Raw genomic sequence first — 20305 nt, 5'->3', positions numbered from 1 at the left:
CTTATTTATTATAATTAATTGGGGATAATTAATATTTATACCAATGGAAGCAGCTTTTAAACCAATAGCATTTAGCAAAAAACACTACAATTATTTGCTAACTCCTCTAGAAAATTGTTCGTTAGAACAAAATTTACATCATCATGCTTAGGAACGTCAAAATATCGCTTTGGATCGTACTCTTAGTCTTAACAAGTTTATGGGTATTGGCAAGTTTACCTTTACCTAGTACACTTAATTTTATTACTGTTCGTAATTTATTCATTCAATATTCTGGAGTTATAGGCATTGGGGTAATGAGTATATCTATGGTGCTTGCACTTCGCCTAGTTTGGCTTGAGTCCTTACTTGGCGGGTTAGATAAATCTTATAGACTTCACAAATGGTTAGGAATTACTGGGCTAATTGCTGTGGTATTGCATTGGGTTGCTAAAGAAGCTCCACATTGGCTTACCAAACTAGGTTTAATAGAAGGTGGTCATCGTCGTGGTGCTGGTTCACATTCAGAATCCGACTCGCTTAATCAGGTTCAAGCATTCCTTGATGGTCTGCACGGTCCTGCCAAGTTAATTGGTGAATGGGCCTTTTATGCACTAATTATACTTATTGCGATAGCGTTAATTAAGCGCTTTCCCTATAAAATTTTCGTAAAGACACATTCACTAATCGCGGTGGTTTATCTAGCTTTGGTATTCCATGCTGTGGCTTTATTAGATTTTGCCTCATGGAGCCAACCATTGGGAATTGTAATGGGGCTTTTGTTAATTGTAGGTACAATATCGGCTGTAATTGTGCTAACTGGACAACTCGGTAAACGACGTAAGGTTGAAGGCGCTATAGAAACACAACACTATTTTCCAAAAATGAAGGTGCTAGAAACCTTGATCTTACTAAAGGATGGATGGAAAGGCCACAAGAGTGGTCAGTTCGCTTTTGTTAGCTTTGATAAGAAAGAAGGACAGCATCCATTTACTATCGCCTCAGACTGGGATGCAAACAATCCTCGTATCATGTTTATCACCAAAGCACTTGGCGATTACACCAATTTTTTACCAGAAAAATTAAATATTGGAGATAAAGTAATTATAGAAGGCCCTTATGGTTGCTTCACTTTCAACGATTCGGCCAAACGTCAAATATGGATTGGTGGTGGAATTGGTATAACGCCTTTTATTGCGAGAATGAAACATCTTGCCCACAACCCAAGCTCTCAAGTTATCGATTTATTCCATTGTGCGAGCGAACTAGAACCTGAGGTATTGAATAAACTAACTGTCGATGCTGCCGCTGCTAATATTACGTTGCATGTGATACTTGATAAGCGTGATGGCCACCTAAACGGGGGGAAATTGCGCGAAATAGTTCCCGAATGGAAATCGGCTAGTGTGTGGTTCTGCGGGCCTATTGGATTTGGTAAAGACTTACAAAAAGACTTATTTAAAAACGGACTACCATCTAACAGGTTTCATCAAGAGCTTTTTAGTATGCGTTAGTAATAAAAACACTTGGGCAGGCTATACTTCATCCGCACTTAAAAATATAAATAAAATACTCAAAAAAACAGACGGTCTTGATGAAGCTAGAGACCAAACGATTCTAATGGTAATTAAAACGTTATTACTTATGGATGAATGAATCTAGAATTTATATTAACATAGTATTAGAACTCCTTATAGTCTTAACTGTAGGGTTTTCTTTTATAAAAACCTTACTATATTATAACAATATTAATGCATTTTTATTTTCTAAAAGACTGACATAAGTCATTTTAAATACTACTTCAACAGCATATCTTTACTTCTAATAAATTATTGTTTCATCAAAAATAAATAGACATGAAAACTGATTGTCAAATTAAACAAGACATATTAGATGAGTTGGTATTTCAACCTAACATCGAAGAAAACCAAATTGGTGTGGTAGTAGAAGACGGCGTAGTAATGCTAACTGGAGTTGTTGATGATTTTTCTATAAAAGTAGCCGCAAAAAAAGCAGTTAGAAAGGTAAAAGGCGTAAGAGCAGTAGCAGAAGATATAGAAATAAAATATGGTACAGATTATCAAAAAACAGATTTAGAAATTGCAAAAGCAATAGTATATGCTTTTAAAGAGAATACAGCTATACCAGAAACAAAAATAGAGATTGAAGTTAGTGATGGTTGGGTTAACCTCTCTGGAGAAGTAACATTTCCTTATGAAAAAGAAGCCGCAAAAAAAGCAACAGAAATAATTCTCGGAGTTAAAGGAATAAATAATGCAATTGTGATAAAACCAACTGTAAACCCCGAAACTATTAAAGGAAAAAGCAACCTCCTTGAGTTAGAAGAAAAATAAATAAGAAAAAAAGCACTAAAAAAAAACAACTTATTTCTCTCTATACGCAATTAGAATAGAAAATAGATTGGGTATAATTTCTTAAAAATAATTGAATAAAAACAACCCTAATTTATAGCTATAAATTAGGGTTGTTTTTATTATAATGACTTAGGTCATTACTGGGCTTAATAGGATATATTAACTTTGTATTAGAGTACTACTAGAACAGTAAAACAAAAAAGTTAAACATAAAACTATTGAAATGAGCTACAAAAATATAACCATCGCGGGAAGTGGTGTTTTAGGATATCAAATTGCATTTCAAACCGCTTTTCATGGATTCAATGTTACCGTTTATGACATTAATGATGAAGTTTTGGAAAAAGCAAAAACAAAATTTAATGGTTTGAGCGACGCCTATAAAACAGATTTAAATGCAACCCAACAACAGCTAGATCGAACCTTCCAAGACCTAAGCTACACTTCCGATTTAGCCGAAGCGGTTAAAAATGCAGATTTACTAATTGAAGCAGTACCAGAAGACCCAAAAATAAAAACAGAATTTTACAAAAAATTAGCAAAAGTTGCTCCTAAAAAAACTGTTTTCACAACCAACTCTTCAACACTTTTACCTAGTCAATTTGCTAAAATAACAGGAAGACCTTCTAAATTTTTAGCTTTGCATTTTGCGAATAAAATATGGCTCCATAACACGGCAGAAATCATGGAACATACAACAACAGACCCACAAGTTTTTAAGGATGTAGTGGCCTTTGCTAAAGCCATTGGCATGCTAACTTTACCTTTACATAAAGAGCAACCAGGATACATTCTAAATTCATTATTAGTGCCATTGCTTAGTTCTGCACTAGATTTATTAGTAGGTGACGTTGCAGACCAAGAAACTATAGATAAAACATGGATGAAAGCAACTAGCGCACCCTTAGGCCCTTTTGGTATTCTTGATGTTGTTGGTATCACTTCGGCTTATAATATTGGTAAAATTTCTGCGGAAAAGACCAAAAATGAATTAAAAATAAAAACAGTAAAATACTTAAAAGAGAATTATATAGATAAAAACAAATTAGGTGTTTCTACTGGAGAAGGATTTTATAAATATCCAAATCCGAGTTTTAATAACCCAGATTTTTTAAAATAAACCACTATATATCCTGCCTACTTAAAAAAAACTATTGATTAAAACTCATAAAACAATAAGTAAATCAGGATGTTATTTAATTCAATACTGGTAGAAAAAACCTGAAAATTAATTTTACTAGTCAAATATTTAAAAAAATTGCCGATAACTAATATGCGGTGGAGTACTTACAAATGTTGCGTTTTTCAAAACCTGTAACATGTTTTCTAAGAAACTTATATATTTCCATACATTGTCTACGCTCCATAGTTTTCGCGTTACTTAAATCGAACGGGTTTAAAGGATTGAAAACTAACACACTAGATGTATTAAATGTAAATTCAACTTAGATATTCGTTTCAAAAGACAATACATTTTCTCTAGGAATAGTTACTTTTACTTTGCTGTTGCGACATTCCATAAATCGTAAAAGCCCCATGTAGAAATGCGCTTGCTACGCTCTAAAACATCAGCTTTATCATTCGCTATTTCCTCAGCATCAAATTGATCCCAATTGTTAACCATATATTCTCTTAACTTTACTGTATCCTCATTTCCAACTTTAATATTAGTTGTTGAATAGTATCTGTGCAAACTACAGTTGTTATGCCTCCAATATAAGACCATACAATAGCAAATAATGCAAATTCATGAAATTGTACTTTGCCCTGTAATAATACTAAGCACAAAAACTCTACTTAATAATTGTACACCTTAACTCATAGTTTTACCAATCATAAAAAGGTTCGTGCTAATTGACTTGTTTTTATACCTAATCTATTTTGAATAAAATTGTATGAACTAAAAATGCCTTCTTCATAATATTCTTTTAATAACACATAAAGCAAAACCAATAGTCATTTGCAAATAGGTTAAATTTCTATTCATGAAAAGTATAAAAACAGGAACTACTATAAATGTAGCAACACTTGTTTTTGTTACTATTAAAGATAAAGAAACCACCCACCATGGCAGGTTATTTTCACTTTTAAAAAAAGCATTTAAGCCTTTGTCTTTATTTTTTTACAAGTTCTCCAATTAGAATTGTTCCTAAAAGGAACAATAATTAATATAACCCTATTTAAGGTTGAAAAAGAACATAAAATACAAGTTTGAAGAAAAAGTAGTAACGGAAAAAATATCAATACTGAAAAACATAATATTAATTTTGACAACAACTCAAATTTTAGAAATAACGCTGTAACTGACGGATTAAAAAAATGGTGTACAATTATAATATTGACATGTCATCGAACGCTATTTTGTTTTGTGCTACGATCCAAAAAATTAAATTCAGTATATATTTTTTTAAAATTAGTAAGTCAAGGTCAACAAACAACAGCGCAATATTATGAGGAAATGAGTTTCATCTTTATGCCATTCAAAAAAAAAGAGAACGGCGGATTGTTTCCCGTCGTCCTCTTTTAAGACTATAATATAAAATCGTTTTTCAAAATAATCTCCGGAAGTAATTTCCGATGAATTATTTCTTTAACGTCTTGAAATAATCGAATATTTCAGGAACATTGCCACTTCCCATGCCTGCATCTAAAGCAGCCTGAAGGTTGCCTGAAGTAGCTTCGGCTATTGTAGAAACTGAACCAAGATCTTGTATCATCTGTACGAAATAACCCAAATCCTTATTAGCATTGGCAATAGAGAAACCTAGATCACTTACATTATCTACAGCGTAGTTTTTAGTGAATTTCATGAACGGTGAATTCGATGGTCCAGCTGACATGATATCAAACAATTGTTGCCCATCTACTCCAGCTAATTTCGCTGCAGCGAAAGCTTGAGACATAGCAACTACAGTAGTCATACCCATAAAATTGTTTATCAATTTAGTTGTATGACCAGCACCAAGAGCGCCTAAATAAAATACGTTCTCACCTTGCTCATCAAGAACCGGCTTTACCTTTGCAAAGGTATCTTTATCTCCTGCTGCCATAATGTTAAGCAGTCCGTCTTTAGCATGAGCTGGTGTACGACCAAGCGGCGCATCAATCATACCTGCACCTTTACTAGCAAGATCTTTTCCAATTTTGATAGTAGAAGCAGGAATAGACGTTCCGAAATCAATCAAAACAGCACCTTCTCTAATACCCGCTAAAATACCTTTTTCGCCATAAACAACCTTTTCAACAACAGCAGAAGTGGTAAGACAGAACATTACGATATCGCTCTTTTCAGCCAATTCTTTTGGTGAGCTAGCTTCTGTAGCATTACCTCGAGCGATAACTTTTGCAACTTCGTCCTTATTAAGATCCATTACTGTTAGCTCATATCCTCTTTTTTGCAGATTTTCAACCATGTTACCTCCCATAAGGCCTAGTCCGATAAATCCGATAGTGGGTTTTTTCATATTTAACTTATTTTAATTATAATTGTTAGCACAAAGATATGCTTCTAATAACATTCACAAAATTATTTAATAGAACAATCCCAAGCATTGGGACGTTAAATTAATCTAAAAACATTGCTCCCCTACTTTCGCAAAAAGAAAATCCATTATTTTGTGTGTAAATTTACTAAATTTTGGGCGAAGTAAAACTTCTTTCCTACGTCGTTTCGTAAAAAAATCTCTATTAACGTCATTAATGAACATTTAAGAAGAAAAAAACAAGAAAAAGTAGTAAATTAAACTTCACTTTTGCCATTACAGTATAAACATTTTTTGCAACGCCTTACGGATTCTAACCTATTACCATCGGTGCATTTCTTGCGATGATTTTACAGGACTTGTTTTTAAATCTACATTAACAAAATTGCTCATTACGTTTACTTTTGAAACAATTAGTACTTAATCTAAAGATGCTGAAGATATTTTTAATTTAATGTCTATTTTATTATTTAGATGTTTCTCTACAATTAGAAGTTCTTGGTTTTCATACCCTAACTGATAAAATTAAACGATATCATTCACTGAAACATCATCTAACTCGAAATAGCCAGACGCGTTAGTATAAGTATCTTTTGATGTTTTTTTAAAAATAATTAAGCTACCTAGGTTATTCAATTATTCTCCCTCAATAAGTCCCATTTCTCCAACAATTACCTTAAGTTCAAACGTATTTGCTATATTATTCCCATCCGTATAAATTATTCGAATAACATCCACCCCTTCCGATACAGTCTTGAAATTGAAGGTGTAAGTTTCTGTAGTTTCATTTTTGATTATTACTACAGGTTTTTCAAGTTCCGTAAATTGTGGATTAGCATCTAACCGCCATGTATATCCCGAATTGACTTCGCCTTCAAGAATAATTTCAAATGGATCATCTTCAGATAAGGTTACTCTAGATCCACTGTCGGATAATTTATAAGGTTTAGAGCAACTTGCAAGCAATAACATCGCTACTATTAAAACATAATTTTTAAAAATTGTTTTCATGATTTATTAGGTGTTTAATCGTTTTTTGAGCTAAAACAAATACAGCAAGAGTTTCTGGATAATAGAAATAATCTACCACCTCTAAATCATGTTTTATTTCTATGTTTGTCTCAATTAATCTCCAAGTTAAATATAATTCCGCATATCTCCATTAGGCTTTAATATTCACCCAAAAAATTTAATTTATGTGTAAAGGAACTAAATAAAAGCAAAAGGCAATGCTACCTAAGTAGCAATTTCTTTTCTTTAAAAAATAGAATACTTTTACAAAAAATAAAAACATCCTTTTATGGCATTTATTATTGCTTTTATATTTTTAGTAGCTTTTGCTATTTACACGCTTTATGTTACCAAAAAGAAGAAAGCTGAAAAATTCCCGACTAATTGGCATACCTTAATAATACAACATGTTAACTTTTACAAAAGTTTACCGACTACCGAACAAAAACGATTCCAGAAGCGTATAATGGTGTTTTTAAGCGAAATAAACATAGAAAGTGTTGGTTTTGACCTAGAAGATCTTGATAAAATATTAATTGCATGTAGCGCTGTTATACCCGTTTTTAATTTTTCTGAATGGCATTATAAAAATTTAAGTACTGTGTTGGTTTATCCAGACCATTTTAATGAAGATTTAGGTTTTGCTCAAACCGATGAAAATCGACAAATTGCAGGTATGGTTGGTACCGGACAATTTGAACATCAAATGATTTTATCACGAAAAGCACTGCATGGAGGTTTTCAGAAAAAATCTCACATTCACAATACTGGTATTCATGAATTTGTTCATTTAATAGACAAACTAGATGGCTTAACAGATGGCGTACCAGAAACTTTAATACAACAACCCTACGTTATTCCTTGGTTAAAAATTATTCATAAAGAAATGGAAGCCATAAATAATAATAAATCTGATATTAGAAATTATGGAGGTACCAATGAAGCCGAGTTTTTAGCAGTAGCTTCAGAATATTTTTTTGAACAACCTAAAAAAATGAAGAAAAACCATCCAGACCTATACCAAATGCTTAAAGTTTGTTTTCGTACAAAAGATAAATCTAAAATTTAAAAAAGCATCTAAATTCACTTTAGATACTTTTTTATAATATTTAAACTTAAGAAGTTTTTTCTGCTTTTTTTATAGGCACTATCAATATAGGCGTTGTAGAATGTTTCACTATTCTCACCGCAGTATTACCCATTAATACATTTTCTATAATGCTGTGACTGTGCGTGCCCATTATTAATAAATCGGCTTTCCATTCTTTTAAGAATTTCAAAATCTCATAATCTGGCTCGCCTTCTAATACTTTAATCTCTATTTCTGGCTCACCTAAAAAGTTAGCCGTTGATTTAAGAAATTTTCCTGCTTCAGTTTTAAAATCATCAACAAGACCAATATTTTGTTGAATTAAACTACCACTATAGTCCATGATAGGATCAAAATCTATAGCATATTCTGCTGCATCTGAAACTACATGAACTAAAACTAATTTGGCCTTCAATGCTTTTGCATACTCGAAACCTAAAGTTGCTATTTTTTCTGCGGAAGGACTAGTGTCCAAAGCAATACATATCCTTTTCATTTTTAGATTTTTTTGATTTATTATTCCACTACGCTAGTAAAATTAATTGCACTATAATGTAAATATAACACCATAGAAGAACTAGAACTGCTACTTAAGTAGCAGTTCTAGTTCTTCTTAATAAAAAGAGAGATTATCTTTTAAAACAACCTCTCTTAACTCTAACCAATAAATAAAATGAAACTTTCATTTTCTCCTTAAAATAAAGGAAAAACTCCTACAGGGTATACATTTTCTGGTTGATGTTCTTTAAAATATGCTTCTGTTTCTTTTGCATGCGCTTTAGCTCTTTTTTTCCAAGCAATATAATCCTCTTTTAGTTTTTCACCTTGAGCTTCCAACTTTTCTCCTTCTTTTTTGGTAGCACCTGTTAGTTTGGATTTTCCAGCCTTAAGACTTTTCATATTATGATCTAATACCTTCTCTAATTGCGAATCGTTAACTTTTTCAGGTTCTGTGAGAATATAGGTATCATCGGTAACCAAATAATCATGCCCCACATTAATCTCTGCGTTGGCCATCACACTACGTAATGCATCTATATCTACCTTTTTTTCTTTTTCTAATAGTTTAGAAAACTCTGTAAGCTGATTAATACTGACATCTACACTTTCTATAAACTCAGAGCCTTTATTCTTAGCTTCTGTTTTTAATTCCTTAGCACCATAATTTATGTGTTCTGCTGCCGATTTGTATTCATTTTTATCTAGAGCCATTAACGCTTTTTCAAATGCAATATCAGATTTATTAGGCAATTCCATAGATACCTCATTCTCTACAACATCTGTCACTTCTTCTGCTTCTTTTTTTTCCTTATTACCGCAAGAGCTCACAACCATTCCAGATGCAACTAATACGAATAACAATCTTATATTTTTTAGATTTTTCATTTTAATAAACATTATTGGTATTTACCTTTATGCCATACAATTAAGTACGCCGTAATAGTAAATACAATTAAACTACCCTCTAAGTATGTTTCCATTACCATCTATGTACATACGGTGTGTTTTACCGTTATTCATAATTTTAACATGGTAATACACCGAAGTTTTACCATCCCTTGCGTAGTGTGTAGACACATATCTATCTGACAACAATTTAGCTTTAGGATACTTTTTAAAAACCGCTCTGTCTATAGCACTTGGTAATGCTATATTTTTAATACTTTCATAAGTACTCTCTAATGTGCCATCGGCATTATAATAAGCACTTATTTTTGCATCTTTTCCAGAAAGTCTTACTTCATAAGTATCATAATAATTAGGGTTAAAATCTTCATTTTTAGTAACAATTACCTGATCTTCTATCATAGTTATAGGTACCGCCTCATACTCTATAACGCTATAATCATTAAAATCATTTTCTACTGAAGACACTACTTCTACAGGTACCTTTTCTTTTAAAATTTTTGCTGAATACAAGACTCCTTCTTGTCCAAACATTGAGCTGGTTAGGCCCATAAAACATAAACCAATTAAAAACTTTTTCATTATAATAAAATTTAATTAATAATAAATCCTGGTTGATATAATCCTATATATGAAGAATTACTATGTAAAGATATTATCACTTAAAACCTCTTTATACTACTTAAGTAGCACTTCTATATTTTTATGAGTTTTTTAACATATAATTTTGATTATGAACACGTTGCGACAACAGTTGATAATTAACCACATCTGTATGTTTACGCTGTACGCTAATAATACCGTCTTTTTTAAATTGTTGGATATAACGGTTTACTACTGCTCTTGTACTACCTATCATATAAGCAATCTCATTATGCGAGAGATCATTTATTCTCTCCAAATGTTTAGTTTCATTACAATTAGACATAAACAAACGAGCTAAACGTGTAGGGATATCAGCTAATACATTATCGGTAAGGTTAGCTTCCATTTCACGCATTCGGCATGCCATATAAGGCATAAATGTTTTATATATGGCTGGATTGACTTCCATCCAAGCTCTCATTTTAGTCATTGAAGTTAAGAGCACTTCTACCTCATCAATTGTTGTAAAGTTAATATCATGTCTATGCCCATCTATAAGTGACATAATATCCAAAACATCCCCTTTTTCTAATAATGACAGTGTATAATTTCTATCTGTATCATAATTAGATTTACAGGTTTTTAAACGTCCTGATAAAATGATACAAAAGTTATTTGAATTGTTATCACCTGCAAAAAATTCTGTGCCTTTTTCCCATATGGTATATTTAAAATTATCTAATAAAGAGGTTATTGCGCCTTCATTTAAATGCTTAAATAACTCATGCTCTTCTAATTCAACTCGGCAAGCTGAATAATTTATATTTGTAGTTTTCATAATTATAGCCTTCAATTGGTGCTAAAGTAAAGCAGATTACTAACCTATTTAAAGACTTAAGTCAGTCCTATAAAAAAAAATTAGAAAAAATTTAAAAAGAAACTGACATACATCAGTGTATTTAAATTTCAAGAAGTATCTAAATATAAAAGGCCGAATAATAAAGGCGTCAAAGCGTGAATACAAATCTATTTTTGGGTTCTTAAAAAAAATAAAACACCTCTTCATTCAACCATATAAAATACTTCCGTCTTTCTAGGGTATATTTTTTTAATAGACAGTATATAAGTATGAAATTAACTCATTTTATAATAATTCTGAAAATATATAATTATCATTTTACCTAGATTAAAGCAATAAATTTAATAACACATAATTTATTCTTGTTAAAATTTTTGAAGTGACAATTTATTAAACACAGTCTTCCTAAACCTTTCAAAGTTGCTACCAATAATGTATATTTAAAGGATATGAATCTTTATATATAAAACATGCGAATTGGTATTATCATTGGTAGAATTGGTGGAGTGGACGGTGTAGCTCTTGAAACCGAAAAATGGATAGATGTCTTAAAAAAATTAGGCCATGAGGTATTTATCATGTCTGGAGAGTTTGAATCTTGGAATATGGATTATGAACACGACTATTTATATCCTGCTTTATCTTTTTTTTCGGTAGAAGCCGAATGGGGACAACGTAAAGCCTTTTACGAACCCGATAAAGATCCAGGTCCATTACTTGAACATGTTGAAAAAGCATCTAACATGATTCATGATGCCATGGTGAAATGGGTAACTAACAAAAAAATAGATGTTCTACTTTCCGAAAATGCTTCGGCACTACCCTGCCATTTATCTATGGGTGTAGCTATAAAAAAACTAATTAAAACTACAGGATTACCTATTGTAACTCATGATCATGATTTTCATTGGGAACGTGGTCAGCGCTATGTTTCTACACACCCAGAAGTTAACCAATATGTGGATGATAATTTCCCATTATTACTACCCGATGTGAAACATGCGGTAATTAACACTTTTGGAGTAGAAACATTTAAAAACAGATTTGATATAGACGCCACCTTAGTTCCTAATGTTATGGACTTTAATCGAATCTACGGTGTTCCAACCCCAGAAAACCAGTTTTTTCTTAGAGATCTTGGTATTAAAGAAGACGAAATTGCCTTATTACAAGTAACACGTATTGTAAGACGAAAAGGTATTGAAACTGCCATTTCTTTAATTGATAAGCTAGATGATAAAAAATTAAAACTCGTAATTACTGGAAATAATAATGATGATGAAAACAAAGAATATTACAACGAATTAATAGACCAAATACATCAACTTAATATATCTAGCCAAATTATATTTGCTGCAGATAAAGTTTTAGACCATAAAGATTTATCTGATGTTTATGCACACGGTCGGGCTGCAACTTACTTTAGTACTTATGAAGGTTTCGGAAATGCTTTTGTAGAAACAGTACTTGCAAAAAAACCAATTTTTGTTAATAACTACAAACCTGTATACATGCAGGATATTGGCTGTAAAGGTTTTGAAACCGTTATGATAGAAGATGGCAATTTAACACCTGAAAGTGTTCAACAAATGTCTGATATTATATACAACCCCGAACGATGTAAAGAAATTGGTGAATTCAACTTTAATCTTGGAAAAAAACATTTCTCTTATGAAGTTCTAGAAGAAAAATTAAGTAGTCTATTTAAATTTTAAAAACAAATAATGATTAAACAGGAAGCAGCGAAAATCCATAACATTTTAAAAAATTTAAAAAATGAAAAGATAAACACTTGGTTCGACCTCGGTTTATTTATTGATAAGTTCAAAGAGCAAAAATCACCCTTAGCATTTAAAGGTGATGCACAATCTTTTGATAAACAAATAGAAAAAGGAGGTATAGCTTTCCTTACATTCTATTTTACTATAGATGGTATTACAGTGGAAACTGAAAAGTATGCCAAAATTTTTAAAAACATCTATCCAAACATTCCTATACACTTTGTAGCAGGAGATATTAAAGAAGAAGCCGATGAGTTAATCCCCAAAGATGCCTTTAAAAAAGTGATTCCAGAAATGGAAGCTTTTGATGCTTGGCCATTATATAAAGACTTCTTTAGCGTTAAAATGGAGCGCGGAAGCGAGGCCTATAACGATCTTATCGGAAAGTTTTGGAAAGAGGTTCTTGTACTCGTCGAGAAACTAGGAAGCTATATTGAAGAAAACGATATTTCGCTGTTGTATCTCATCAATGTTTGCTCCAATCCTGGCAATGTTTCATTGGCCTTGGCTACAGTTTTAATTTCAGAATATTTAGGAATTCCTGTTATAAATAATAATCATGATTTTTACTGGGAAGGTGGTAATAAAAAGGAAGATATTAAAAAGAAAGGCTTAAAAAAGGGACCAAGAGATTTCTTTTTTCATAATGCGCATATTGGCGAATTTTTCTCTGTTATAGAAATGGTATATCCATGGGAAAGTCGTTCTTGGATGAACGTAAATATTAATAAAATGCAACAAGAGCATCTTATAAATATTAATGGTCATAATCCAGCAAATGTAGCTTTATTAGGTACTGCCGTAGATACCCAAATGCACCAAATGAGTAAACGTGATATTATAAAAGCGTTTATGCAAGTGTCTACTATTTTTTCTAATAAAAAAGAAACCATTACAGTACACACCGCCGCCAACCATAAAGACAGTAAACGTTCTTTAAAACCTATATTATTAGGACATAAAAAAATTGAAAAATTCGATTTTGTAAACAATAATATTGTTTTTCTGCAACCCACTCGGGTTATTAGTAGAAAATCTATTGAGCTTAACTTTAAGCTTATAAAACGATTATTTTCATACGATTCATTTGCTGAAAAATTTTCTACTAATCCACAATTAAAATTATCGCTCATTGTTTCTGGCCCCATACCTCATGGCCAACAGAATTATTATAGAGATTTAAAAAAGGACTTTACAAACTTCCTTAAAGAGCTTCCAAAGGAATTTAAATCAAGAGTGCTTCTAGGTTTTTTATTTAGTGAATTTGATAAAAATGAGTTCAAGAAAAAATATAAAAAACCATTAAATATTGAACAGCTTTATGATGTTGCTTCTCTAATTTTATTACCAAGTCAAACCGAAGGACGAGGCCTGCCTATTATAGAAGCTGCAGCTTGCGGAACACCTATATTTTGTAGACAATACGAACCAAGAGAGGTTTACGATCAAGTTATCGGGCGTCATTTAGATGAGTCCTTACGTTTAAAAGTGTTAGAATTTAAAGGCTCTAAAATTCCTAAAATATTGGCAGAAAAGATATGCGACCACGTATTTTATCCGCAAAACCGAATGGTAGATGTAACACACAACCGAAGTGTTATTAATAAACGTTACAGCATAGAATCTTTAGAAAAAAACATGCGATATATTTTAGAACGCATGTGTTTACAGCTAGATTCTTCGGGTATTGAAGAGAATATACAAGTGGTTAATTTACTAAAACAATACAAAACATCTGTTAACTTTGAAAACGATGATTTAAATGCTATTCTGAATAAGAAAACAAGACATTATTTACCAGGATATGGCCGTTTATCATTTATGTTGTACTTGAAATCTTTAATAGACCCTAGTTTTTTTAGAGTTGAAGAGCAACTTGTAAAAGGTAAAGTAATGCGTTATGCTAGAATGATGGAAAATGATATTCCAGATTTAGTAAATACCAATTTAGAACGCATTCATACTTATTACAATGCCATTGATGATATTTTTAAATATGTGGATGGAGAAATTACAACCAGACACGATCACGCACTTACATACAGACATAGAAATAAAAAATCTTATGCCTATCAAGCTTTTACCTACCAAGAAGTAACTGGTTTGGTTAACATGATTTATAACGATATTTTTAAGCCAGAAAACTTAACAGATTTAACATTAGCTCCACAATTTTTTGCTGATTGGGAATTGGCTTTATTTCAATTAACCAATAGTAAGTTTTTAGGTATTGATGATAGAAAAATATTAACAACCAATTTAAAGAAAAATGTGCCTAAAGGTTACTTCCCTGGGCGTTACATAAAACACGAGTTAGAATATTTTGTTTTACAACCTATTCGCGCACAACTAAAACTTACCATACAAGAAGAACTTACTACAGAAGTACTCCAATCTAGCCTAGATACATTAGAAAAAGTATATATTTTTATACATGAGCCAAGAATAACAAAATGGTTTTCTAGTGCAAACATTAAAGAGTATTTAGAAAGTGGTAAAGAACCAGAGTTAGGCTTGCTTTACAAAGCTGGAGTGGTTCAAATAGTAGAAACCAAACAATGGTCAGAAGGTGTTCATTTCCCTCAAATGGGTCCGAAAGCCATTAAAATTTTACGAGACATAAAAGAAGCCAATGGGTTTATAATTACAAATGGTGAATATTCTGCCATGATGACGGATATTATCGAAATAGATCATTTTCATATTGGAAAAGTGCTATATGAAATGACGGCCAAAATTATGGGAATCCCTAAAGATAGTGGCTTTATTCAATTTGTGCCAGCAGCTGTTCGTACTACTTTAGCCTACCCTACTCCAATACAAACGGCCAAAGATTTTGATTTAGCTTTAAAAAGTGAAATTTTCAATGATTTAAAAAATACAATTGGTGAAAAGGAATTATTCCAATTGATTTCTACCGATGCTATCGAAAACGGAACGCCTATTGTTAAGCTACTAGAACAAATAAAGGCGAGTTTGAAAAAGTCTAAAACTATTGAAAAAGTAAAATCATCTTTTGCAGGAGGTGTCTATGATGATGGTTTACCATGGAGTGGTGTATTAGCTGAAATTGATACTAAAAAGCACAATTGGAAATTTGCAGCACATATTGCGAATAAAACGCCTAAAAATGTTCCTGCATTAGTCAAGGAATATAAAAAGAAAAGTAAAAACCCAAATAAAATAGAACTCGCCTGGAATGGCGGTTATATTTTAAATCCTGAATTAGTTGGAAAACTGGGATTACCAGAAACCTATATTGGCTCGCCTTTAGGTTTATTAATTATGAATAATAAGGTGTTTTGCCCACCTTTATTTAATAAACCAGCCTTTATTATTTATAAAAATGGTGATGTAGATATTAGAAAGGTAAACAGTGAAGCTGGCTTTATCATAAAAGGCAAGCAAAAAGACATCGTTTTTAGCGCGAACAACTATAACAAACATAGTAATACTGAACCTTGTTTTTATGATTTATCCTATTCCGAAGATACTTTAAAAGGAGATGGTAATGTCATTATCAGAATCGCAGGAAACACAGTGAAACAAATAATTAAAACGAAAGAAAAAGAATCTGTAGCATCCATTCCCGTTGGTATCACCCTATCTATTCCTTCTAAAATATTTTCCGATACTATCTTTAAAGAAGGTATGCCGCTAGATATTCAATTATTAGAACCAGAGACTAATCCTTATAAATGGGACGAGATATCTTATGCTATTGAAGCTGGACCTATGCTGATTGATGGCGGAAAGCAAATATTAAATATGGAAGATGAAGGTTGGAAAACCTCTAACTCTATTAAAACACAAGCTGCACGGTTAGATTTCACAGATATGCGCGGACCAAAAATTGCTGTAGGTATTACCAAAGAAGGTAAACTAATGGTACTTATGGTGAATGGTAGAATTCGAGAATCCGTTGGAGCAACTCATTTTGATATGGTTGATATTCTTTTAAAATATGGAATGGAAAAAGCTATGGGCTTTGATCCAGGAGGAAGTAGCACCTTAGTTGTTGATGGAGAAATCATGAATATTTCACCATACAATAAAAATTACGAGAAAGACATTTACTCATTACCTCCAGAACCACGATTTGTAGCTAATGCTATTATGGGTTGGATTGAAGAATAAGTTCTTTACTTTATTCTGAAGTAAGATATTATTCTATTAAAACTTAATTCAGTTGAAATTTTTAAGCCTCTTTTTAGTAATTTAAAAAGAGGCTTTTCTTACAGTTAATAATATAATCAACTTTAAGTTATACTAATTTTTAATACGTTTCACAGTCTTTTTATTCAAAAAAAGCAACGGTAATGATACGCCAAGCGTTAATGCTATCAATATATAAACCATAGTAAAACCATTAGAAAAAATAGAATCTATTAAGGCTAAACGCTTATCACTGTTAGATTCAATAAAAACAAAATTCATTATTGATAATATAGTTTCGTAGGCATAATAACCCGGAATCATAGGTATCACGCCTGGAACAGAAAAAACAACTGGGGGATTATGGATTTTATGTGCAATAGGAATACTTATTAAACCTACATAACAAGCAGCAAATAGACTAACAAGAGCTATATGGAAATTAAAATGTAAAAGTAAAAACTTTATAAAACCAGATGAAAATCCTAATAAGAATATGGTGAATATAGTGTTCTTAGGCACATTAAAAAGCACTCCAAATCCAACTGCAGCAATACCAGACCAAAAGGAAACTTCTAACAAATGTAATATCAAATCTATCATATTTTATTAATTGAAAAAACATACATAGCAATAAAAAGCCCAGTAGCAATGGCCAAAACAGTCATTGCTCCCATCGCAAATCTAACAACACCGTTTAAAATATTCCCTTCAAGTAAATCTGTAAAGGAGTTAATAAGTGTTACTCCAGGTACAAGAAAGAGTATGGAAGTCGCTACCGCCGTTTGAGGGTTTGCTCCTATATTAAACACCATACCTATAGAAGCTATTAAAGAAGCAACTAAGGACGCCAAGAAAATCCGTATATACATATTGTACTTTAACCTATGTGCTTGCTGAGCAACAAACAACCCTACAAATGCACTTATAAAAGCAACTAACATGTTTAGATAATCCCCTTTAAAAAGGTTACAAAACCCAGCAATAGCAAAACTAACAGCAAATAGCACAACTATTTTAGGGTACTTTTCAAGTTCTTTAATCCGTTTAATTTCTGCTTCAATTTCTTCTAAAGACCAATTTTCATGAATAGCCGTCCAACTGGACTTACTAATTTCAGAAATGATAAGATAACTTAAAGCATGAGGTGGCAAATTATAAACTTTTGTAGTACTCTGTTTAGTTACTTCATCTGTTAATGTCATTATAATCGTTTTTTGACTAATCCAACTTTGAACATCAAAATTTAAAACTGAAGCAAATCGATCTATGCTAATATTAATTCTACTAGTATTTGCTCCCGAAACCATCAAAAGTGATGAAATTTCAAAAAGCAAATCTGCTGTTTGTTGAAACTTTTTAGAATCAGACATTTATATATTAAAATAGTTTGTTTTCGCAAATTTATAATTACAATTTTTAAGTTTAACTGATATGAATCAGTTAAACTTAACCAAACTCACTTCTCATTTTGATTTAGCTCTAGAAAATTCATTTACCTCCTAATAATAACTATTTTTGTTATATGAAAAAAAGAATAGCGATTATAGGTAGCGGACCAGCAGCTTTATTATTGGCGGCCTTTTTAGATCCCCAAAAATTTACTGTTACTATTTACGAAAAAAACAAAACCTCTGGACGTAAATTTTTAGTGGCTGGTAAAGGCGGTTTTAACTTAACGCATTCGGAAGATATTAATCAATTTATTAAACGTTATACTCCTAAATATTTTTTAGAAGAAGCGCTATTAAGTTTCACTAATAACGATTTTAGAAATTGGCTCGATACAATAGGTATTCCAACTTACGTAGGAAGTAGTAAAAGAGTATTTCCGGAAGAAGGGATTAAACCTATTGAAGTACTAAATGCTATTCTACAACTTCTTAACGAAAAAGGTGTTATTATTAAATATCAACATACTTTTTCTGGTTGGGATGATACTAGTAGTCCTGTTATTAATGACAAAAGTATACAAACAGATTACACCGCTTTTGCTTTAGGAGGAGGAAGTTGGAAGATTACAGGATCGGATGGAAGCTGGCTTAAAACTTTTGCTAAAAAAGAAATAGAAACTAAACCTTTTCAAGCGTCTAACTGTGCCTATCAAATTGATTGGCACCCAGATTTTATACAAAATAACGAAGGAACACCTTTAAAAAACATTGCTATTTCATGTAATGATGTTATTCAAAAAGGAGAAGCCGTTATTACTAAATTTGGACTAGAAGGAAATGCTATTTACGGGTTAAGCCCTCAAATTAGAGGACAGTTATCTTCAAACTCTAAAGCAACCATTTTTATAGATTTTAAACCTTTACTAACATTAGATAATATTCATTCTAAAATAACAACTTCTAAATTCAGAAATACTTCGGAAATTTTAAAAAAAGAATTAAAGCTAAGTACCTCGCAAATTAACCTATTAAAAATATATTTATCCAAAGATGTTTATTTAAACGCGGAATTATTAGCCAAACACATCAAAAAATTTCCTTTAGAAATAATAAATACGGCAGCAATTGACAAAGCAATTTCTACCGTTGGAGGTATTGGTTTAAATGCTATTTCTAAAAATTATGAACTTAAAAAAATGCCCAATCAATTTTGTATTGGCGAAATGGTAGATTGGGATGCTCCTACTGGAGGATATTTGTTGCAAGCTTGCGCAAGCACTGGAGCATTTTTAGCAAAGCATTTAAATGAAAATGGTTAAAACATATTTATTTAAGTTGAATTCGCTTTTTATTTTAAATTTTAGGCTTAAATCTAAAAAATATTTAGAATTAGTCATAAAAAAACTCTGCATCATTACAACACAGAGTTTAAAAGCTCCCTACAGCCTTTATTAATAGCTTATACAAGATTACAACAACTGTAGGATTAATCTTTACGGTTTTCCGTAAACACACATTTTTTTTTCAAATTAAACCCAAATCTTTAGCTATTGCGATTAAATGAATCGTATTTTTTGAACATAACTGGATTTTAAGTTTATTTAATCTCTTCTCGATGGAACTTAAACTCGATGGCGATATGCCTTTATTTCTAAAAAGCACACTAATTTGATCTTTTGATAGGCCTTTAGAGACATTCTCGAGTAATTTAACATCATAGTCATCTATCTCTAAATTGGTTTTATCTCCTAATGCTTTAGCTATTTTAGGTGAAAAATAATTACCACCCTCAGAAACAGCTATTACACCTTCCGCCAATTCAACTAAACCCTTTCTTCCTTTACATACATAGCCATTAACACCTAATTTAACTAAACGTCGAACCCTTTCTAATCTATCGTCAATAGAATAAGCTATTATATTTACTTCTGGATGTTCTTTTTTTAAAACCGAAATTAAATCTTCACCAGAAATTAAAGTTTGCTCTCTATGATCGGATTGAAATGATAAATCGGTAATAAGCAAATCGTATGGTTCATTATCAAAAAATGCTTTTTTAATTTTTAGATAAGCATCATCGCAATATTGAACTTTTGAAACATTTTTTATATTCAAATCTTTCAAAACAGTAGATACACCTTGATTGATGCTCCCTAAATCATCAGAAATTAAAACTTTTTTAAACAT

At 31.6% G+C, this 20305-nt stretch carries 18 protein-coding genes; 8 read left to right on the top strand and 10 right to left on the bottom strand.

What is annotated here, in order from left to right:
- Window positions 1-143: 143 nt before the first annotated feature.
- The 3 genes from GQR97_RS13370 to GQR97_RS13360 all read left to right on the top strand — a co-directional run bounded on the left by GQR97_RS13370 (window position 144) and on the right by GQR97_RS13360 (window position 3474).
- Entirely contained in the window at window positions 144-1493 is a 1350-nt protein-coding gene (locus GQR97_RS13370; RefSeq protein WP_158849218.1) for a ferric reductase-like transmembrane domain-containing protein, read from the top strand.
- 342 nt (window positions 1494-1835) lie between these two features.
- Window positions 1836-2333 (top strand): BON domain-containing protein, encoded by a 498-nt coding sequence (locus GQR97_RS13365; protein WP_158849216.1) that lies wholly within the window; start codon window positions 1836-1838, stop codon window positions 2331-2333.
- Window positions 2334-2577: 244 nt separating this feature from the next.
- Window positions 2578-3474, top strand: coding sequence for a 3-hydroxyacyl-CoA dehydrogenase (locus GQR97_RS13360; RefSeq protein WP_158849214.1), 897 nt, complete (start codon window positions 2578-2580; stop codon window positions 3472-3474).
- A 375-nt stretch (window positions 3475-3849) separates the two neighbouring features.
- Here GQR97_RS13360 and GQR97_RS13355 read toward each other — a convergent pair whose 3' ends face one another.
- Complete coding sequence (locus GQR97_RS13355; RefSeq protein ID WP_158849212.1) at window positions 3850-4047, bottom strand: hypothetical protein; 198 nt, start codon at window positions 4045-4047, stop codon at window positions 3850-3852.
- A gap of 292 nt (window positions 4048-4339) precedes the next feature.
- On the opposite strand from GQR97_RS13355, the gene GQR97_RS13350 reads away from it, so the two are divergent.
- Window positions 4340-4495, top strand: a complete 156-nt coding sequence (locus tag GQR97_RS13350) for a hypothetical protein (RefSeq protein ID WP_158849210.1) — start codon at window positions 4340-4342, stop codon at window positions 4493-4495.
- 441 nt (window positions 4496-4936) lie between these two features.
- Here the strand turns inward: GQR97_RS13350 and GQR97_RS13345 are convergent, their stop codons facing one another.
- Window positions 4937-5767, bottom strand: coding sequence for an NAD(P)-dependent oxidoreductase (locus tag GQR97_RS13345; RefSeq protein WP_233267650.1), 831 nt, complete (start codon window positions 5765-5767; stop codon window positions 4937-4939).
- A 705-nt stretch (window positions 5768-6472) separates the two neighbouring features.
- Window positions 6473-6847: a hypothetical protein gene (locus tag GQR97_RS13340; protein ID WP_158849206.1), complete on the bottom strand. Its 375-nt coding sequence runs from the start codon at window positions 6845-6847 to the stop codon at window positions 6473-6475.
- Window positions 6848-7136: 289 nt separating this feature from the next.
- On the opposite strand from GQR97_RS13340, the gene GQR97_RS13335 reads away from it, so the two are divergent.
- Entirely contained in the window at window positions 7137-7916 is a 780-nt protein-coding gene (locus GQR97_RS13335; RefSeq protein WP_158849204.1) for a zinc-dependent peptidase, read from the top strand.
- A 46-nt stretch (window positions 7917-7962) separates the two neighbouring features.
- Here GQR97_RS13335 and GQR97_RS13330 read toward each other — a convergent pair whose 3' ends face one another.
- The 4 genes from GQR97_RS13330 to GQR97_RS13315 all read right to left on the bottom strand — a co-directional run bounded on the left by GQR97_RS13330 (window position 7963) and on the right by GQR97_RS13315 (window position 10782).
- Entirely contained in the window at window positions 7963-8433 is a 471-nt protein-coding gene (locus GQR97_RS13330; RefSeq protein ID WP_158849202.1) for a universal stress protein, read from the bottom strand.
- Window positions 8434-8630: 197 nt separating this feature from the next.
- On the bottom strand, window positions 8631-9323 hold the full coding sequence (locus GQR97_RS13325) for a hypothetical protein (protein WP_158849200.1): 693 nt from the start codon (window positions 9321-9323) through the stop codon (window positions 8631-8633).
- Window positions 9324-9395: 72 nt separating this feature from the next.
- Window positions 9396-9926, bottom strand: a complete 531-nt coding sequence (locus GQR97_RS13320) for a hypothetical protein (protein ID WP_158849198.1) — start codon at window positions 9924-9926, stop codon at window positions 9396-9398.
- A gap of 121 nt (window positions 9927-10047) precedes the next feature.
- Window positions 10048-10782 (bottom strand): Crp/Fnr family transcriptional regulator, encoded by a 735-nt coding sequence (locus GQR97_RS13315; protein WP_158849196.1) that lies wholly within the window; start codon window positions 10780-10782, stop codon window positions 10048-10050.
- A gap of 476 nt (window positions 10783-11258) precedes the next feature.
- Between GQR97_RS13315 and GQR97_RS13310 the strand changes: the two genes are divergently transcribed.
- A complete protein-coding gene (locus GQR97_RS13310) occupies window positions 11259-12503 on the top strand; it encodes a glycosyltransferase family 4 protein (RefSeq protein ID WP_158849194.1) in 1245 nt (414 codons plus the stop codon).
- Between the two features lie 9 nt (window positions 12504-12512).
- On the top strand, window positions 12513-16706 hold the full coding sequence (locus tag GQR97_RS13305) for a phosphodiester glycosidase family protein (protein WP_158849192.1): 4194 nt from the start codon (window positions 12513-12515) through the stop codon (window positions 16704-16706).
- Window positions 16707-16838: 132 nt separating this feature from the next.
- Here GQR97_RS13305 and GQR97_RS13300 read toward each other — a convergent pair whose 3' ends face one another.
- Window positions 16839-17327 (bottom strand): threonine/serine exporter family protein, encoded by a 489-nt coding sequence (locus tag GQR97_RS13300; RefSeq protein WP_158849190.1) that lies wholly within the window; start codon window positions 17325-17327, stop codon window positions 16839-16841.
- Complete coding sequence (locus GQR97_RS13295; protein WP_158849188.1) at window positions 17324-18097, bottom strand: threonine/serine exporter ThrE family protein; 774 nt, start codon at window positions 18095-18097, stop codon at window positions 17324-17326. The genes GQR97_RS13300 and GQR97_RS13295 overlap by 4 nt, the downstream gene beginning before the upstream one ends.
- Window positions 18098-18249: 152 nt before the next feature.
- On the opposite strand from GQR97_RS13295, the gene GQR97_RS13290 reads away from it, so the two are divergent.
- The gene (locus tag GQR97_RS13290) at window positions 18250-19437 is read left to right on the top strand and encodes an NAD(P)/FAD-dependent oxidoreductase (RefSeq protein WP_158849186.1); all 1188 of its coding nucleotides are present in this window, start codon (window positions 18250-18252) and stop codon (window positions 19435-19437) included.
- Between the two features lie 205 nt (window positions 19438-19642).
- Here the strand turns inward: GQR97_RS13290 and GQR97_RS13285 are convergent, their stop codons facing one another.
- Window positions 19643-20305, bottom strand: a complete 663-nt coding sequence (locus GQR97_RS13285; protein WP_158849184.1) for a response regulator — start codon at window positions 20303-20305, stop codon at window positions 19643-19645.

This window comes from Algibacter sp. L1A34, from assembly GCF_009796805.1.
Classification (GTDB): Bacteria; Bacteroidota; Bacteroidia; order Flavobacteriales; family Flavobacteriaceae; genus Algibacter.
Note: the sequence above shows the minus strand (reverse complement) of the source record. Positions and strands in the feature narration are given on the sequence as shown.

Coding starts and splice junctions, on each gene's coding strand:
- GQR97_RS13320 (WP_158849198.1), bottom strand. CDS start 9,926: ATGAAAAAGTTTTTAATTGGTTTATGTTTTATGGGCCTAACCAGCTCA.
- GQR97_RS13360 (WP_158849214.1), top strand. CDS start 2,578: ATGAGCTACAAAAATATAACCATCGCGGGAAGTGGTGTTTTAGGATAT.
- GQR97_RS13340 (WP_158849206.1), bottom strand. CDS start 6,847: ATGAAAACAATTTTTAAAAATTATGTTTTAATAGTAGCGATGTTATTG.
- GQR97_RS13370 (WP_158849218.1), top strand. CDS start 144: ATGCTTAGGAACGTCAAAATATCGCTTTGGATCGTACTCTTAGTCTTA.
- GQR97_RS13310 (WP_158849194.1), top strand. CDS start 11,259: ATGCGAATTGGTATTATCATTGGTAGAATTGGTGGAGTGGACGGTGTA.
- GQR97_RS13305 (WP_158849192.1), top strand. CDS start 12,513: ATGATTAAACAGGAAGCAGCGAAAATCCATAACATTTTAAAAAATTTA.
- GQR97_RS13295 (WP_158849188.1), bottom strand. CDS start 18,097: ATGTCTGATTCTAAAAAGTTTCAACAAACAGCAGATTTGCTTTTTGAA.
- GQR97_RS13345 (WP_233267650.1), bottom strand. CDS start 5,767: ATGGTTGAAAATCTGCAAAAAAGAGGATATGAGCTAACAGTAATGGAT.
- GQR97_RS13335 (WP_158849204.1), top strand. CDS start 7,137: ATGGCATTTATTATTGCTTTTATATTTTTAGTAGCTTTTGCTATTTAC.
- GQR97_RS13325 (WP_158849200.1), bottom strand. CDS start 9,323: ATGAAAAATCTAAAAAATATAAGATTGTTATTCGTATTAGTTGCATCT.
- GQR97_RS13285 (WP_158849184.1), bottom strand. CDS start 20,305: ATGTTTAAAAAAGTTTTAATTTCTGATGATTTAGGGAGCATCAATCAA.
- GQR97_RS13330 (WP_158849202.1), bottom strand. CDS start 8,433: ATGAAAAGGATATGTATTGCTTTGGACACTAGTCCTTCCGCAGAAAAA.
- GQR97_RS13365 (WP_158849216.1), top strand. CDS start 1,836: ATGAAAACTGATTGTCAAATTAAACAAGACATATTAGATGAGTTGGTA.
- GQR97_RS13350 (WP_158849210.1), top strand. CDS start 4,340: ATGAAAAGTATAAAAACAGGAACTACTATAAATGTAGCAACACTTGTT.
- GQR97_RS13290 (WP_158849186.1), top strand. CDS start 18,250: ATGAAAAAAAGAATAGCGATTATAGGTAGCGGACCAGCAGCTTTATTA.
- GQR97_RS13300 (WP_158849190.1), bottom strand. CDS start 17,327: ATGATAGATTTGATATTACATTTGTTAGAAGTTTCCTTTTGGTCTGGT.